Genomic DNA, 16,045 nt, shown 5'->3' with positions numbered 1-16,045 from the left:
GGCAAGCAGAAACCCCCACGCGGGGTGGGGGTCTGGTCTGGTGGATCGTGTAGGAATCGAACCTACAACCCGCTGATTAAGAGTCAGCTGCTCTGCCAATTGAGCTAACGATCCAGAGCGAGGGGAAGTATACGGGCCGTTCCGTTACCTGTCAAGTGGGGTGGCTGTCCGGGGCGAGCACTCGCGCGCGGACGTGCCCGGCGAGGTACAGGCTGCCGGTCACGAGCAGGGTGCCGCCGGGCGGGGTGAGGGCCAGGGCGCGGGCCAGGGCGGCCGTCATGTCGGCAGTGGCCTCGCCGCCGTGCGCCGCCGCGAGTTCCTGCGGGGGGGTGGCGAGGTCGCCGGGCGCGGTGAACACCCGCTGCCGGGTCAGGGGGAGCAGCGGGGCCAGGGTGGCGGCGGTGTCCTTGCGGGCCAGGTTCCCGAACAGCAGCGTGTGGACCGGCGTGCCGCGCAGCGCGGCGGCCAGGGCGTGGGTGGCGTGCGGGTTGTGCGCGCCGTCGATCAGGACCGCGCGGCCGTCCACCTGAAAGCGTTCCAGGCGGGCGGGATGCGTGGCGTTCAGGGCGGCGTCCACGCCCGGCCCGTACCCCAGGGTGCGCAGGGTCGCGGCGGCCAGCGCGGCGTTGCGGTGCTGGTGCGGTCCTTCCAGGCGGGGCGGGCGCGGCAGCGCGAACAGGGCGGGGTGGGTGTCCGGGGTGTGCAGCGGCGCCCCGGCCTGCGCGGCGGCGGCGGCGATCACGTCCAGCGCCGCGCCGGTCGCGGTGGTCAGCAGCGGCACGCCGGCCTGCGCCGCGCCGGCCTTGTCGGCGGCGATGGCCTCCACGGTGCCGCCCAGCACGCCCACGTGGTCCAGGTCCACGTTCGTGATGACGGTCGCCGCCACGCGCGTCAGGGTCTGGGTGGCGTCGCTGCGGCCGCCCACCCCGGCCTCCATCACGGCGACTTCCACGCCGGCCCGCGCGAATTCCTGGCAGGCGAGGGCCAGCGTCAGGTCGAAGAACGCCGTGTCCGGCGCGTGCGTCTGCGCCCAGCGGATGAAGGCGTCCGTGCGGGCGGGGGAGAGGTCCGCGCCGTCCACCCGGACCCGTTCCTCGAAGTGCGTCAGGTGCGGGCTGGTGAACCGCCCGGCCCGGACGCCCGAGGCGATCAGGCCGGCCTCCAGCATCGCGCAGGTGCTGCCCTTGCCGTTCGTGCCGATCACCCGCACGCTCCGGAAGGCCTGCTGCGGGTCGCCCAGCCGCGCGAGCAGCGCCGCCGCGCCGCCCGGCCCGCGTGCCCGGCCCGCGCGGGTGCGCGAGTACAGCCAGTCGTAGTCCGGGCGTGCGGGGGTGCGGGCGGGATCGGCGTGCTCGGCGTTCACCCGCGCAGGCTAGCGCGGCCCCGCCCGGACAGGGCGACGCGCGGACCCGGCCGGGCCGGGTAGGATGCGGGCCGTGAACGATCTTGCAGTCCAGGCCGCCCCCCGGGTGGGCGTCGTGATGGGAAGCCGCAGCGATTTCGAGACCATGGGGGGCGCGCTGGACGTCCTGCGGGACCTGGGCGTGCCGTACGAGGTGCGGGTGCTGTCCGCGCACCGCACCCCGGCGCTGCTGCCCACCTACGGCGCGCGGGCCGAGCGGCTGAATTTTGCGTGCATCATTGCGGGCGCGGGCGGCGCGGCGCACCTGCCGGGCATGCTGGCGGCGTTCACGCGCGTGCCGGTGCTGGGCGTGCCCGTGCAGTCCCGCGCCCTGTCGGGGCAGGACAGCCTGCTGAGCATCGTGCAGATGCCCGCCGGGGTTCCCGTGGCGACCTTCGCGATCGGCGCGGCGGGCGCGAAGAACGCCGCGCTGTTCGCCGCCGCGATGCTCGCCACGACCGACGCGGCGGTGGGCGCCCGCCTGGACGCCTTCCGTGCCGCGCAGACGCAGGGCGTGCTGGACGATCCGTTCTTCGACGGGCACCCGCAGGCGGGCGAGGCATGACCACGCCAGGCACCACGCTGGGCCGCGACCTGACGCTGGGCATCCTGGGCGGCGGGCAGCTGGCGCAGATGCTCGCGCTGGCCGCGCTGCCGCTGGGCGTGCGCGTGACCGTGCTGGAACCCGACCCGCAGGCCCCGGCGCGGCTGTGCGCCCGGCACCTGCACGCCCCGTACACCGACCCGGCCGGGCTGGACGAACTGGCCGCGTGCGACGCCGTGACGCTGGAATTCGAGAACATTCCCGTCGAGGCGCTCGCCGCGCTGGAGGGCCGCGTGCCGGTGCGCCCGGCAGGGTCGCTGCTGGCCCGCAGCAAGCACCGCGCCCGCGAGAAACGGGCCCTGCGGGACGCCGGGGCGACCACCGCGCCCTTCGAGGTCATCGAGGCCGAGGGAGACCTGGACGGTGCGCTGGCGCGGGTCGGGGGCCGGGGCATCCTGAAGACCAGCGAACTCGGGTACGACGGCAAGGGACAGGCCCGCGTGGGCAGCGACGCCGAGCTGCGGGCCGCCTGGGACGCCCTGGGCCGCGTACCGTGCGTGCTGGAGGGCTTCGTGACCTTCGAGCGTGAGGTGAGCCTCGCGGTGGCACGCACGCCGTCCGGGCAGGTGGCCTTCGGGCCGCTCGTCGAGAATGTTCACCGGGACGGCATCCTGCGCACCAGCGTGTACCCCGCCCAGGTCCCGGACGGCACCGGGGCCCGCGCCCGCGAGCTGGCCCGCGCCGTCGCGGACGCCTGGGCGCTGGAGGGCCTGATCACCCTGGAGTTCTTCGTGCTGCCCGGCGGCGACCTGCTGGTCAACGAGGTGGCGCCGCGCGTGCACAACAGCGGGCACCTCACGCAGGACGGCGGCGGCCTCAGCCAGTTCGAGGCGCAGGTGCGCGCCGTGCTGGACCTGCCGCTGGCCGACTGGGCGCCGCTGCATCCCACCGCCATGCTGAACGTGGTCGGCGTGGACGGCCCGGACGGGCAGCCCCTGGAACCCGACTGGGCCGCCATCGACGCCATGAGCGGCACGCGCGTGCACCTGTACCACAAGGCGCACCGCCACGGGCGCAAGGTGGGGCACGTGAACCTCGTCGCGCCGGATGCGGCCACCCTGCGCGGACGGCTCGCGGCGCTGGCCCCCCTGGTTCCCTAAGCGCGCCGTAAAGGCAGGTCAGGGTTCGCGCAACCTCGCCTCACAGCCCGTCAGGCGGCGCTGCCTACGCTGAGGACCGTGAAGCGTCTCCTGACCACCCTGACCCTCGCCCTGGTCGCCTCGGCGCACGCGGCCGACTTCAAACTGATCCTGAAAGATGAGGTCAGCACCATCCGCAAGGGGGAGCTGAAGACCACGCCCATCGTGAAGTCCTGGCCGGTGCCGACCGCCGGGGTGCAGGCGTCCCGCAAGGTGGGGCGCCTGAGTACCACCATCACGCCCATCCTCGACCGGATGGAGAAGGACATCAACGCCCGCAAGCCCAAACCCGCCGTGTTCCGCAACGTGAAGGGCAGCTGGGTCGCCACCGACCAGACCGGCTGGACCCTGGACCGCGCCGCCACCAAGGCCAACCTCCTGAAAGCCATCCTGGCGGGCAAGGACACCGCGCAGGTCGAGGTCAGGCGCGCCGTGCCCGACCGCAACGTGAAGCTCCTCGCGCAGCGGGGCGTGCTGTGGCACGTCGCGACCGGCACGAGCAGCTACGCGGGCAGTCCCGACTTCCGCGAGAAGAACATCCTCGTCGGCGCGGGCAAACTGGACAACTTCTTCATCGCGCCCGGCCACGAATTCAACTTCAACGAGGAGATCGGTCAGGTCGACGCCAGCACCGGCTTCGTGAAGGGCTTCGTGATCAGCGGCGGCACCCTGAGCAAGGAGGACGGCGGCGGCATCTGCCAGGTCAGCACGACTGTCTTCCGCGCGCTGTACCAGGCGGGCCTGCCCATCACCGAACGCCACGAGCACAGCCACCGCGTGAAGTACTACGACCCTGTCGGCTACGAGGCCACCGTGTACGCCCCGAGCAAGAACCTGCGCATGAAGAACGACACCGGCCAGCACCTGTTCATCCAGGCGGGCTGGGACACCCGCGCCCAGACCCTGCGCTTCGACGTGTTCGGCGCGAACACCGGCCGCACCGTGACCGTCAGCCGACCCGTCATCACCGACTTCAGGGCCCCCGCCAACCCCAGCTACACCCCCGACGACCGCGTCGCGCCCGGTGGCCGCCGCCTGCTCGACCAGCCCATGCAGGGCATGACCAGCGTCATCACCCGCACGGTCAAGGTGAAGGGCAAGGTCGTCAGCAGGGACACCCTCAGGAGCGTCTACAAACCCTGGGGCGCCGTGTACGGCGTGAGGCCCGGCGACCCCCGACTGAAATAGACCGGCCCCGGACTGTGCGAAATTCGTTGTCGGTCGTCCGGACCGGTCAGGTAGGCTGGGCGGGTGATCCTCACAACTCTGGGACTGGGACTGGTGGGCGGCGCGGCGGTGCTCGCGCTGGCAGGGCAGGTGTTCGGCGGGGAAGCGGCCTCACGCCGGCCGGCGGTCGCGTCGGGCGCCACCCGGCGGGACGGCGCACAGGAGGTGTACTGGGAAGCGCGGCTGCTGGCCGCCTGCCACGGGAACCGCGCGGCCCTGGAACGCCGCGTGAGCGGCAAGGCCCGGCAGTTCCCGGGCATGAAACGCTGGCAGCTGATGCGACTGGCGTACCTGGACGTCACCGCGCGCCGTCCCGCCCCCACCCGCTGAAGGGTCCGGGGCGGGCGGGGCGCGGCCCGCTACACTGCCGGGCATGGTCACTGCCGACGCCCTGAACGCCGTTCCCGATGAAGTGCGCACCGGGCGCCTGCTGCTGCGCCGCCCCGACCCGGCCGACGCCCGCGCCCTGGTCGGAGCGGTGAACGCCTCGCTGCCCGAGTTGCAGCGCTGGATGCACTGGGCGCAGCACCCCATGACCGAGGACGCCTCACGCGAGAACCTGCGTGCAGCCGCCGAGAAGTTCGACACGCGCGAGAACCTGCGCTACCACGTCTGGAACGCCAGCGGCACCGAACTGATCGGCAGCAGCGGCTACCACGCCCTGAACTGGCTGGTTCCCCGCGGCGAGATCGGGTACTGGATCGCCACGCCCCACACCGGGCGCGGGTACGCCCGCGAGGTCGCGCAGGTCCTGACGGACCTCGCCCTGAACACCCTGCGCCTGCGCCGCCTGGAGATCCGCTGCGATCCCGCCAATGAACGCAGCGCCCGCATTCCCGCCGCGCTGGGCTACACCCTCGACGCGCACCTCGTGAATGACGACGTGGACCCCCGCGACCACACGCGCCTGCGCGACACGCTGATCTTCTCGAAGGTGCAGTAGCGCAGGGGTGCGGTAACGCAGGGGGGGAGGATCAGGGCGTGATGCGCGTGCCGGCCTCGCCGCGCGCGGCGGCGGCCAGCACCCCGGCCTGCATGCCGCTGGCGATCACCGCGAACGGCGCGCCCCGGTCCAGCGCGTCGAGCGCGGCCCGCACCTTGGGAATCATGCCGCCCGCGATCCAGCCCTGCGCGACGCCCTGGTCGACCTCGGCGCGGGTCAGGGTCGCGGCGCGGCTGGCCGGGTCGGGGTAGGCGCGGTACACGCCGTCCACGTCCGTCAGGAACACCACGCCGTCGTTCAGGGCGCCCGCCACGGCCCCGGCGGCGGTGTCGGCGTTCACGTTCAGGGCGTCCCCGTCCGGGCCGACCGCCACGCAGCCCAGCACGGGCGTGATCCCGGCCCCCAGCAGGGTGCGCAGCAGGGCGGCGTTCACGTCCGTCACGCGGCCCACCCGGCCCAGCCCGGGGTCCAGGACCTCGGCGCGCAGCAGGCCGCTGTCGCGGCCCATCAGGCCCACGGCGCCGCCCACGTCCTGCGAGAGCTGCTTGTTCAGCTGGCACAGGGCCATCTCGACCACGTCCATGGCGTCCGGGGTCGTCACGCGCAGCCCGCCGCGGAATTCGCTGGGCACGCCGCGCGCCGCGAGTTCCCGCTCGATGACCGGGCCGCCCCCGTGGACCACCACGACCGGGTACTCGGCGCGCAGGGCCGCGATCTCGGCGGCGACCGCGCGCCGCAACTCCAGGCTCTTCATGGCATTCCCGCCGTACTTGACGATCACGTCCCGAGTGTACGGCGTGCGCGGCCTGCGCAGGCGTCCGGAGTGCGGATCATACGGATTCCGTTTATTTCGTTGACAGATCGGAACACCACCGATCGGCCAACTCCACGTCCGGAATCCGTTTCTCTCCTACTCGCATCCGCTCGGATTGAATGGGATGCAAAGACCATTCAATCCGAGTCCGTATCAGTCGCTCGCGACCGTCAGGGGTGCGCCGGGGCCGGTCAGCGGGGGGCGGCTCAGGGGTCTGGCGTACCAGCTCATGACGGGCCGGGCGTCCAGCGTGAACGAGTACCCCAGCCGCTCCCAGAAGCGCGCGCCGCGCGGGTTGTCGCCCAGCACGCTCGCCAGGATGCGGGTCGTGCCGGGCGGCGCGTGCGTCTCCAGGTGCCGCACCGCCTGTTCCCCGAGGCCCTGCGACTGCCGGTCCTCGCGGATCAGCAGCAGGTTGATGGTCAGGTCGCCGGGTTCCGGGTAATCGCGTTTGCAGTCCAGGCTGCCGACCAGTTCGCCGTGATCGTCGTACACCAGTTCCAGCGAGCGGCGCGGGTCGAGCAGGGCGATCTCCACGTCCCGCTGCACCTCGCTGGCCGAGGGCACGCGCGTGCTGATCAGGGCGAAGTAACCGGGGGCGGACGAGTACAGCGTGTGAAGCAGCGGCGCGTGATGCAGCGCCAGCGGCGTTACGTTCAAGGTGAAGCCTCCCATCCGGCAGGGTGGGCGCGGAGCAGTTGCAGGAATGCCGGACTGAGGGCAGCATACCGCGCGCCCGTCAGGGCGCGGTGAATGCCGCCGCCGGGGGAATTCAGGCTCGGTTCACCCTGTGGGGCGGGGGGGTGCGCTACCCTCGCCGGATGAGCGCTCCCGGTTTCTACGCTTCCCGACTCGCCCGTCCCGGCGCGGTCCTGGCTCCCATGGCGGGTTACAGTGACGCGCCCATGCGTCAACTCGCGGCCGAGCAGGGCGCCCTGTGGACCGTCAGCGAGATGATCAGCGCGCGCGGCCTGATGGGCGGCGGCGACACCGAGAAACTCAACCTGGGCCGCCCGTACCCGGGCGAGCAGGAGCGCGTGGTGCAGCTGTTCGGTGCGGAAAGTGACGTGCTGGCCGGCGCGGTCGCGCGCGCCGAGGCGTGGTTCCAGCCGGCCGCCATCGACCTGAACATGGGCTGCCCCGTCCCGAAGATCCGCGGCAAGGGCGGCGCGTGCCTGCTGCAGACGCCGGAAGTGGCCTATGAACTGGTGAGCGCCATGCGGCAGGCCACCCGCCTGGACGTGAGCGCCAAGATCCGCCTCGGGTGGGACCACGACCGCAGCGTGGAGGTCGCGCAGGGCCTGGAGGCCGCCGGGGCCGCGCTGATCACCGTGCACGGCCGCACCAGCGCCCAGCGGTACACCGGTCAGGCCGACTGGGAGGCCATCGCGCGCGTGGCGGCCAGCGTGCGCGTGCCCGTGGTGGGCAGCGGCGACATCCTGACGCCCGCCCAGGCCCGCGAGCGGCAGCGCTGCGGGGTGGCGGCCGTCATGATCGGGCGCGGCGCGGTCGGGAACCCCTGGATCTTCCGGTCACTTGCCAGCGGTCAGGACGACCTGCCGGACGCCCGCACCCGCGCCCTCACGGCGCTGCGGCACGCCGAGCTGCAGACGCAGTTCTACAACGACGACTCGGGCCGCCTGACGCTGCGGCCGCTGCGCAAGGTGCTGCCGCAGTACCTGCCGGACTACCCGCACCTGCGCGACGAGCTGGTGCAGGTGGTGACGGTCGAGGACGTGCGGCGCGTCCTGAGTCCGCTGCTGTCACGCCCGGACACCGGTCGGGCGGCGCCGCTGAACCTGCCGGCCTGACAGGCCTCCCGAACGGGTATACTGTGAGTCATTCATGAATGTACGCGAGTACTACTCCTACCTGTCTGCCGCACGAGCCCAGCTGTGGAACTTCCTGCGGGCGCTGCCGCCGGCCGACCTTGACCGCGACCTGATCGAAAGCGGCGACCGCTTTCACAGCATCAAGGATCTGCTGCTGCACGTCACGGACGTCGAGGACCACTGGGTCCACGGCATCGTGCTGGGCGACAGTGTGCAGGGGCAGTACCCGCACGACTGGGTGCGCCCTCAGGCGCAGCAGTACGACCTGAACTGGATCCTGGAGTATGGCCGCGAGGTCAACGGCCGCACCACCGCGTTCCTGGCGAGCGAACCCGACCTGCACCGCAGCGTGAAACTCGTGCAGGACGACCCCGCCAGCGACACCGTGACCCTGGACCAGCTGCTGTGGAACGTCATGACCCATGAGGTCCGCCACACCGCGCAGATCAGCCTGATGATCCGCCAGCTGGGCCACACCCCCCCGTGGCTGGACTACATGCGCTTCGCGCGGCCGCAGGCCACGCCCGGCCAGGCCGGCGCGCCGGACGCCGACCTGGCCAGCGACGGGCCGGGCAGCGAGGACCTGGGCCTGGAAGACCCGGCCGACCTGTAGGCCGCCGGGCCGTCCCTGCGGGTCAGAGGATGCGCTGGCCGAGCAGGCTGGCGGCCATGCCCACCATGACCTCGGCCGTCTGGTTGCGGGTGTCCAGGATCGGGTTGACCTCCACGATGTCCATGCTGGTCACGCGGCCCGATTCGCTCAGCAGTTCCATCAGCAGGTGCCCCTCGCGGTAGGTCAGGCCGCCGGGGACGGGCGTGCCCACGCCGGGGCACACGCCGGGGTCCAGGGCGTCCGCGTCGAAGGAGACGTGCAGGCGCTTCAGGTGCCCCAGGCGCTCCATCGTCTCCTCGTGGATGCGGGTGATCCCCAGCTGGTCCACCTCCTTCATGGTGTACGCCTTGATGCCCGCCTCGCGCAGCAGGTCACGCTCGAAGGTGTCCACGCTGCGGATGCCGATCATGACGATGTCCTCGGGACGCATGTGCCACCCGCCGCCCAGTGCGCTCAGGCGCCCGTCTCCCAGACCGGTCAGGTGCGCGACGGGCATGCCGTGAATGTTCCCGCTGGGGCTGCTCTGGGGGGTGTTGTAGTCGGTGTGGGCGTCCACCCAGATCAGGCCCGTGCGTTCACCGGCCGGGTTGCCGCGCAGGGCGTTGCCGGTCACGGTCCCCATGCTGACGCTGTGGTCGCCGCCCAGCGTGAGCGGGAAGGTCCCTTCCGGCAGCGCGGCGACCTGCTCGGCAGCCGCCCGGCAGGCCTCCAGGATCGGATCGAGGAACACCAGGCCGCCCTCCTCGTGCTTGTCGACGCTCTCGGGCAGCGCCACGCGCACGTCCCCGAGGTCATGGACCGTGTGCCCCAGGTCGCGCAGCGCGCGGCTCAGGTGGGCGTTGCGCAGGGCGCTGGGGCCCATGTCCACGCCGCGCCGACCCGCACCGAGATCCATGGGAATACCGAGAATCGAGATGTTCATGCACCCAGCTTAAGGGCCGCTGGGGCGTATGCCTTGCGGCTGCAACATTATTTCCGGTCTGCGTGACCCAGCCGCGCCGCGCGAGTATTCAGGTGAATATTCATGCTGCCGGCCCATGCCGCCCGCCCCCGCCGCAGGGCTCCCACTCGCTCTGCGTCGCAGCTGTGCGAGGCCGCCCGGATGGAACGGTCTGCCAACACCATTCCACCGGCGTGCGTAGCACACGGACTCCGACTGAACGGGTGACCAGAACCGTTCAATCAAGAGTTTCCGCGCGGCACAAGATGCGCGCCAGGACGCTGCCCGCCACTCCCATGCGCAGGTTTTTATCGGTCAGCACAGCGTTCTGCGAGTTTCTGTTCCCTGCACTCCGCGCCACACGACATCCGATGCTTCTCGCTTTCTCGTTGTTCGATCGCCAGACGCTCGGTTTCGGGCTGTTCAGGCAGAGAAGAGCAGGTCACGGCCAAAAATTCCCTCCAGGACGCAACGGGGAAAATGACGTGCTGACCGACATTTCTCTTCCTCTGCACCCTCATGACGTCGTGTGGCACACGCCTCCAAGGGACGCGGAAACTCTTGTTCAATTCAATCCGAGCGGATGCGAGAAGGAGAGGAACGGGTTCCGGATTGTCGGCGAAACAGACGGAATCCCATCAGGTGTGCGCCCAGAGATTCAGCGGGCCGTCCTGTTCGCTGTGGGCCGTGCCGACCAGCCGGAACCCGGTCCGTTGCAGGACCCGGCCGCTGGCCGGATTCGTGATCGCCGTCTGCGCCGTCACGGTCGTCACGCCTGTCCCGTGCAGGTGCGTCACGAGCGCCCCCACCCCCTCGGTGGCGTAGCCGCGCCCGCGCGCCTCGGGCGTCAGGCCGTACCCGATCTCCTGCTCGCCCTGCCCGTTCACGCCGCCCTTCACGCCCAGCTGCCCCAGCGCACTCAGGTGGCCCCGGTGCACCAGGACGAACGTGCCGTCCACCTCGTCCTGCGCGCCGACCAGTTCCGCCAGCAGCACCGGGAACAGCGGCAGCGGATCACCCGGCCATTCCGGCGGAAAGTACACGCTCTGCGGGCCGCCGGGCGTGGGCAGCGGCAGGGAGAACCCGGCGCCCGACAGGCGGCGTTCCAGCACCGCACGGCGCAGGGGCAGCAGAAGTAAACGGGGGCTCAAGAGCGCAGGCACCCGACCAGCGTACTCTGGCCAACGGACTCTGACCGGCGCCGGCCCGGACGGCCCGGACAGCTGGACCGGCGCCGGGCTAGACTCGGGGCCTCACCCCCTCCCGCTTCACCCCGCTGTCATGACCCACGCCCCCGACCCCCACCCCCACGCCCCTGAACCCGCGGGCAGACGCCTCATGCTGCTGGCGGACTTCGTGCATCCCTTCGTGTACCGCGAGGGTTTCCCGCAGGGTGTCCCGCCGGTGGATCTGGTGCTGGCCGCCGGGGACCTGCCCGGCTACTACCTGGAGTTCCTGGCCACCAAGATGACCGTGCCGGTCGTGTACGTGCACGGCAACCACGAGAACGAGTTCGTGACCGAGGGAGAGCGGCGCGTGCCGCCGCGCGGCGTGATCGCCGCGCACGGCCGCGTGGTCGAGGAGGCCGGCCTGCGCGTCGCCGGCTGGGGCGGCGCCCCCCGCTACCGGGACACGGGGCACGGGCAGTACACGGACGCCCAGGCGCGCCTGGGCCTGGCGCGGCTGGCGTGGCTGGCGCGGCGTGGCGTGGACATCCTGCTGACGCACGCCCCACCGACCGGTCCGCACGCGGGCACGGACTACGCCCACCGCGGCTGTCAGAGCATCACGCGGTTCATGGCCCGCCGGCACCCCCGGCTGGTCGTGCACGGCCACATCCACGAGTACGAGGGCCGCAAGCTGGAGTACCGCGACCCGGTCAGCGGCGCGCGGGTCGTGAACGCCTACGGCTACCGCCTGCTGGACCTCTGAACGGGGGCAGGCCAGCGGGGCGCCGCGCCGGTGGCTCCAGGGGTGCCGGGGACTCCACCTGGCCCCCCCCGCGCATGAAGCGCGGGGCCGTGCGGACCGGCGGCCGGGCCACAGGTCCTGTGTGGGCGTGACTGGCTCACAAGGTGAGGGGGGTCACGCTGAATGAACGCTGGCACGCTCTTTCGCTTAAGGGCGGGTGTGCATTCGGCACATGTGCGCCTGACATCCGACGGGCATACTCGGCCTCGGCCTGGTGAGGTCGTGACCGGCACGCACAGCCCCCCCGCGGGGTTGGCCCGTGCTTCAGCGATCAGGCCAGAGGGAGACGCCCACCTCTTCACCAACGGGCGCGCGAGCGGGCCAATGGCAGGCAACAGGCGGGTTCGAGTCCCACCACCCGCACCCAGCAGGGCGGCACCCACAACAACGCACACCACTGAACGGCCGGCACCCTTGTTCCGGCCGTTCTCCCTGGCGGGGGCCGCTATGCTGCCGGACATGACCGGAACGCACACTCCCCGGGCGCCCCGCCTGACCGCGGCGGTCCTGTTGACCGTGGCGGGCCTGACCGGCACGGCGGGCAGCCAGCCGGCCCGCCCGGCCGCCCAGGCCGCGGCCCTCCTGACGGTCGAGTTCCCGCTGCGGGCGTTCCTGATCAACGCGGCCGCTCCCAACCGCCTGACCCTGACCACCCCCTGGGAGGAGGTGAGCGCCGCGCCGCAGGGCCGGCCCCACCCGGCGCGGCGCGGGTACTACGCGCAGGTCGCGCCCCTGCTGTTGCCGCTGCGGGTGCCCGGGGGCACGCCGGCCGGCCGCTACGCCGCGCAGCTGCGGGCGCTGCTGTTCAGCTGCGGCGTGGCCCTGCAGACCTGCGCGGCCCGCACCGTGACCCTGCCCGTCACGCTGGACGTGCAGACTGGCGGCCGGGTGTGGGCGGCGCCGCTGCGCATCACGGACGCGGGGTTGCGCGGCGGGTCGCTGCGGCCCTGATACGGACTGCCGTTTGTTTCGCCGACCATCCGGAACTTCACCGGATGGCCGGCTCCACGTCCGGCAGCCCGCTGTTGCTCCTCCTCTGCGGGGCAGCTCTCCGAGTCGCATCCGCTCGGACCCAGCGGGCTTTGCAGCCCATTCAATCGGAATCCGTATGAGACCTCCCGGTGTGACCGGGGGGTGGGGCGCGGCCGGACTGGGTAGTCTGGGTGGATGACGCCTGCCGCTCCGGATCCCGCACCCGTCCACCCTGCCGAGCCGGTCTCGAACGCCCGGCGCCTGCGGGCCTTTCATGACGCGATCGGTGAGGTGCCGCCGGCCGGGCCGACCGTGCCGGACGGGCGGCTGCTGGCGCTGCGCCGCGCCCTGATCCGCGAGGAGTTCGGGGAGGCCGAGGCCGAGTTCGAGGCCCTGGACCGCCGGGTGCGCCAGGGCGAACCGGTGCCGCCCGAGGACCTGACGCCGCTGGCGCATGAACTGGTGGACCTGCTGTACGTGACGTACGGCGCGCTGGACCGGCTGGGCGTGGACGCGGACGCCGTGTTCGCCGAGGTTCACCGCGCGAACATGACCAAGGTGTCCGGTCCGGTCCGCGCGGACGGCAAGCTGCTCAAGCCGCCGGGCTGGCAGCCCGCGAACGTGCGCGCCGTCCTGAGCCGGCAGCGGGCGGCCCTGGAAGGCGGCGGGTAACGCTGCCGGGGCAGGTTCCCGCCCGGAGCGCTGCTCTCCGGGTCGGGATCAGAAGGGGGGTTCGTCTTCGGGGGTGACCGGGGTGGGGCGCGCGGCGGGCCGGGTGACCGGGGCCGGCTGGGGCGCGGGGGTCCGGGTGGCGCCGGGGTGTGGGGCCGGGCGGGACGGGGCGGGCTGGCCCTGTCCCGGGCGGGGGGTGGCGTAGCGGTCCTGGCGTTTTCCGCCGCGGAAGATGGCGAGGGTCACGTACTCGAATTCGCCGTCGGATTTTTCCCGGACGTGTTCGGGGTCGGTGCTTTTCGCGCCGCGTGAGTACTTCACGGCGGCCGGGAGTTTCATCTTGCGGCTGTCCACGGCCTCGAGTTCCCGGCGGCGGTAGGCGTGACCTCGGTGGATGACGAGCTCCTCGCCGTCGGGGCTGGTCCATTTGCGGGCGCCGATCAGGTGCCAGTCGAAGTCGCTCTCGTTCTCGAGGGGGAACTGGTAGCCGCCGCTGGGGACGTCGCCGCTGGTCCAGCCGAGGCGGCCGTAGTGGCGCTGGGTGTCGAGGAGTTGCGCGGGGGTCTCGACGTCGACCGTGACGCGCGCTCCGAGATCGGTGGTAAATTCGATGTGCAGCATGGGGCCTCCTGTGGCGTGGTGGGGGAGGGCAACCCCCTCCGGTTCTTACGTAAATAACATAACACGGTGGGGCGAGTCCCGGCTACCCCTCAACCCGGCTGTTCCATCCCCGACCCGCCACCGGCCCCCTCCCGCGTCAGCACGTAGTACGCCCGCTCCCCCGAACGGGCCAGATCGGTCACCACGTACCCGCGCGACAGGTAACAGCCCAGCACCTCCCGCAGCGCCCCACGCCACGCACGGCGCACCGGCTCATCCAGCGACTCCAGGCGGGTCGGCACCTCGGCCAGCACCTGCGCCGCCACCAGCTCCAGCGCCGCCGGCCCCGGCGCCACCCCCCCGGCCAGGGCCGCCAGCGCTGCCGGTCCGCCGGGACGCGGGGCAGGCCGCGCGACGTGCGGCCGCGTCAGGTCCCACTCGATCATCAGCCGGTCCGCCGGGAAGGCCGCCGCGCGGTCCCCGTCCAGCGCGTACCAGTCCGGCAGGTACGTACGCGCCACGGCCCCCAGCTTCCCCAGGTTCAGCCGCGCGTTCCGCGCCACCAGCGGATCGAAGGTCCAGGTCATGCGCGTCAACCCCTGCGCCTGCGCCCGCGCCCGCTGCGCCAGCTTCAGCGCGACTGCCATCCCCGTCCCCCGCCACGCCGGATGCACTGCCAGCAGGTGAGAGTGATGCCAGAGCTCCGTTCCGCGCAGCGCCGGGAAGCCGAAGGCCAGCCCCACCGGTTCCTGCGTCTCGGGTTCCTGTGCGGCCGGGTCCGGCGCCGGGTACGCACCCAGCACGACGCCGCCCGTCACGGCACTGATCCGGAACATGGTGCCGGGCAGCACCTCCCGGTCCACGTACCCCCAGGCGCTCACCTGCACCTGCTCCAGCGCCCGGAAGGCCCAGGGGTCCGTCACGTCACGGATCACGAACGGACGGGCGTCCCGGCGGGCCTGCGCGTTCGGGTGGTCCATCAGTCGCGCCGCTCCTCGTGCAGTTCCGCCACGCCCGCCAGGAACTCCCGGTTCAGGGTGACCCCGGTGCCCGCCCCGGCCGGGACCGGCATCAGGCCCCCGGCAGCCTCCAGCGGCTCATGGATCAGGTCCGTCTGCCAGTAACGGCTGGCGCTGCTGGTATCGCCGGGCAGCGCGAAGTTCGGCAGGGTGGACAGGTGGATGTTGTGCGCCCGGCCGATCCCGCTTTCGAGCATCCCGCCGCACCAGACCGGCGCGCCGAACGCCTGCGCGACGTCATGGACCCGGCGCGCCTCGGCGTGCCCACCGACCCGCGCGACCTTCACGTTGATCACGCCGCCCGCGCCCAGCGCGAGCCCCTTGCGGGCGTCCTGCGCACTCGTCACGCTCTCGTCCAGGCACAGCGGCGTCCTGAGGCGGCGCTGCAGCTCGGCGTGGTCCACCAGGTCGTCCCACGCGAGCGGCTGCTCGATGTACGTCAGGTCGAAGTCGTCCAGGGCGCGGAGCCGGGCGGTGTCGGCCAGGGTGTACGCGCTGTTGGCATCCACCGTCAGGCGGATGTCCGGGAAGGCCTCCCGCACGGCCCGGACCGGCTGCACGTCCCAGCCGGGCTTGATCTTCAGTTTGATCCGCCGGTAGCCCTGTTCCACGTGACGGCGCACCACGTCCACGGTGGCGGCCGCGTCCGGCTGGATGCCCAGACTCACGCCCACCTCCACCTCTGTCCTGCGGCCACCCAGCAGGGTGCCCAGCGGCACGTCCAGCTGCCGCGCCCACAGGTCCCAGGCGGCCATCTCGACCATGGCGCGCGCCATGCGGTTGCCCCGGAAGGTGCCCAACGCGTCGTTCAGCGCCTCGGGGTTCGCAAAGGTCCGGCCCAGGACGCGCGGCAGGAACACCTCGCGCAGCAGGTTCAGCGCCCCGGCAATGGTCTCCTCGCGGTACATCGGCGCGAATTCCATGGTCCCTTCCGAGACGCCCTGAAGGCCGTCGCCGTGCAGGACGAGCAGCGGAATGACCTTCTCGGTCTGCACGCCGAAACTCGTCTCGAAGCGGAACTTCAGGGGAAGGCGGGCGACGATCAGCTCGGCGGCTTCGATTCTCAGCATGCCGTTCAGTATGTGCCCCGCCGCCCGGCGCGGACCCGGCAGTGGTGCAGACCGCGCGCCGGGGGGAGACGCGCGGGTGCTGGGAGCGCGTCCGGCGGCCGCTGCGGAAGGCTCAAGCGAGTCTCTGGAGTGGGGTGTTGACAGATTCAGCTGGGGCCTGTATCTTTTCTGAGCCTCAAGCGAGGCGGGAAGCATGACAGGCGAAGAGATGTGAGAACAGGCCAGTC

General features: G+C 72.1%; 18 protein-coding genes and 1 tRNA gene. 10 read left to right on the top strand and 9 right to left on the bottom strand.

The genetic code is table 11. From position 1 onward, the window contains the following. Positions 1-38 precede the first annotated feature (38 nt). Together ABDZ66_RS08610 and ABDZ66_RS08605 are read right to left on the bottom strand one after the other, a co-directional pair. Positions 39-114 (bottom strand) — tRNA-Lys (locus ABDZ66_RS08610). Positions 115-151: 37 nt separating this feature from the next. Next, entirely contained in the window at positions 152-1,363 is a 1,212-nt protein-coding gene (locus tag ABDZ66_RS08605; protein WP_343757817.1) for a glutamate ligase domain-containing protein, read from the bottom strand. 64 nt (positions 1,364-1,427) lie between these two features. Between ABDZ66_RS08605 and purE the strand changes: the two genes are divergently transcribed. The 5 genes from purE to ABDZ66_RS08580 all read left to right on the top strand — a co-directional run bounded on the left by purE (position 1,428) and on the right by ABDZ66_RS08580 (position 5,315). Then, the gene (gene purE / locus ABDZ66_RS08600) at positions 1,428-1,967 is read left to right on the top strand and encodes a 5-(carboxyamino)imidazole ribonucleotide mutase (RefSeq protein WP_343757815.1); all 540 of its coding nucleotides are present in this window, start codon (positions 1,428-1,430) and stop codon (positions 1,965-1,967) included. Further along, positions 1,964-3,106 (top strand): 5-(carboxyamino)imidazole ribonucleotide synthase, encoded by a 1,143-nt coding sequence (purK, locus tag ABDZ66_RS08595; RefSeq protein ID WP_343757812.1) that lies wholly within the window; start codon positions 1,964-1,966, stop codon positions 3,104-3,106. Before purE ends, purK begins: the two co-directional genes overlap by 4 nt. A 78-nt stretch (positions 3,107-3,184) precedes the next feature. Further along, entirely contained in the window at positions 3,185-4,333 is a 1,149-nt protein-coding gene (locus tag ABDZ66_RS08590) for a VanW family protein (protein WP_343757810.1), read from the top strand. A gap of 63 nt (positions 4,334-4,396) precedes the next feature. Continuing rightward, the gene (locus tag ABDZ66_RS08585; RefSeq protein ID WP_343757808.1) at positions 4,397-4,702 is read left to right on the top strand and encodes a hypothetical protein; all 306 of its coding nucleotides are present in this window, start codon (positions 4,397-4,399) and stop codon (positions 4,700-4,702) included. Positions 4,703-4,745: 43 nt separating this feature from the next. Further along, positions 4,746-5,315: a GNAT family N-acetyltransferase gene (locus ABDZ66_RS08580; RefSeq protein ID WP_343757806.1), complete on the top strand. Its 570-nt coding sequence runs from the start codon at positions 4,746-4,748 to the stop codon at positions 5,313-5,315. Positions 5,316-5,346: 31 nt separating this feature from the next. On the opposite strand, the gene argB is transcribed toward ABDZ66_RS08580, so the two are convergent. Both argB and ABDZ66_RS08570 read right to left on the bottom strand, forming a co-directional pair. After that, entirely contained in the window at positions 5,347-6,096 is a 750-nt protein-coding gene (gene argB / locus ABDZ66_RS08575) for an acetylglutamate kinase (RefSeq protein ID WP_343757804.1), read from the bottom strand. 186 nt (positions 6,097-6,282) lie between these two features. After that, a complete protein-coding gene (locus tag ABDZ66_RS08570) occupies positions 6,283-6,789 on the bottom strand; it encodes a GNAT family N-acetyltransferase (RefSeq protein ID WP_343757801.1) in 507 nt (168 codons plus the stop codon). Positions 6,790-6,950: 161 nt separating this feature from the next. Here ABDZ66_RS08570 and ABDZ66_RS08565 point away from each other — a divergent pair, with 161 nt between their 5' ends. Both ABDZ66_RS08565 and ABDZ66_RS08560 read left to right on the top strand, forming a co-directional pair. Continuing rightward, a complete protein-coding gene (locus tag ABDZ66_RS08565) occupies positions 6,951-7,940 on the top strand; it encodes a tRNA dihydrouridine synthase (RefSeq protein WP_343757799.1) in 990 nt (329 codons plus the stop codon). A gap of 34 nt (positions 7,941-7,974) precedes the next feature. Further along, positions 7,975-8,574 carry a DinB family protein gene (locus ABDZ66_RS08560; RefSeq protein WP_343757797.1) on the top strand — a complete coding sequence of 200 codons (600 nt, stop codon included), beginning with the start codon at positions 7,975-7,977 and terminating at the stop codon, positions 8,572-8,574. A gap of 22 nt (positions 8,575-8,596) precedes the next feature. Here ABDZ66_RS08560 and rocF read toward each other — a convergent pair whose 3' ends face one another. Both rocF and ABDZ66_RS08550 read right to left on the bottom strand, forming a co-directional pair. Next, positions 8,597-9,496, bottom strand: a complete 900-nt coding sequence (rocF, locus tag ABDZ66_RS08555) for an arginase (RefSeq protein ID WP_343757795.1) — start codon at positions 9,494-9,496, stop codon at positions 8,597-8,599. A gap of 656 nt (positions 9,497-10,152) precedes the next feature. Continuing rightward, positions 10,153-10,677, bottom strand: coding sequence for a GNAT family N-acetyltransferase (locus ABDZ66_RS08550; RefSeq protein ID WP_343757792.1), 525 nt, complete (start codon positions 10,675-10,677; stop codon positions 10,153-10,155). A 118-nt stretch (positions 10,678-10,795) separates the two neighbouring features. Here ABDZ66_RS08550 and ABDZ66_RS08545 point away from each other — a divergent pair, with 118 nt between their 5' ends. From ABDZ66_RS08545 to ABDZ66_RS08535, 3 genes are all read left to right on the top strand, one after another. Beyond that, a complete protein-coding gene (locus tag ABDZ66_RS08545; protein WP_343757790.1) occupies positions 10,796-11,446 on the top strand; it encodes a metallophosphoesterase family protein in 651 nt (216 codons plus the stop codon). A 498-nt stretch (positions 11,447-11,944) separates the two neighbouring features. Further along, positions 11,945-12,436: a hypothetical protein gene (locus ABDZ66_RS08540; RefSeq protein WP_343757788.1), complete on the top strand. Its 492-nt coding sequence runs from the start codon at positions 11,945-11,947 to the stop codon at positions 12,434-12,436. 216 nt (positions 12,437-12,652) lie between these two features. Further along, the gene (locus ABDZ66_RS08535; protein ID WP_343757786.1) at positions 12,653-13,129 is read left to right on the top strand and encodes a dUTP diphosphatase; all 477 of its coding nucleotides are present in this window, start codon (positions 12,653-12,655) and stop codon (positions 13,127-13,129) included. Positions 13,130-13,177: 48 nt separating this feature from the next. Here ABDZ66_RS08535 and ABDZ66_RS08530 read toward each other — a convergent pair whose 3' ends face one another. From ABDZ66_RS08530 to menC, 3 genes are all read right to left on the bottom strand, one after another. Continuing rightward, complete coding sequence (locus tag ABDZ66_RS08530) at positions 13,178-13,750, bottom strand: single-stranded DNA-binding protein (RefSeq protein WP_343757784.1); 573 nt, start codon at positions 13,748-13,750, stop codon at positions 13,178-13,180. A gap of 89 nt (positions 13,751-13,839) precedes the next feature. After that, positions 13,840-14,709, bottom strand: a complete 870-nt coding sequence (locus ABDZ66_RS08525; protein WP_343757782.1) for an acyl-CoA acyltransferase — start codon at positions 14,707-14,709, stop codon at positions 13,840-13,842. Further along, entirely contained in the window at positions 14,709-15,818 is a 1,110-nt protein-coding gene (gene menC, locus ABDZ66_RS08520) for an o-succinylbenzoate synthase (protein WP_343757780.1), read from the bottom strand. Before menC ends, ABDZ66_RS08525 begins: the two co-directional genes overlap by 1 nt. Between the last annotated feature and the right edge of the window lie 227 nt (positions 15,819-16,045).

The organism is Deinococcus depolymerans (assembly GCF_039522025.1).
Classification (GTDB): domain Bacteria; phylum Deinococcota; class Deinococci; order Deinococcales; family Deinococcaceae; genus Deinococcus; species Deinococcus depolymerans.
This window is presented reverse-complemented; position numbering and strand designations above follow the sequence as displayed.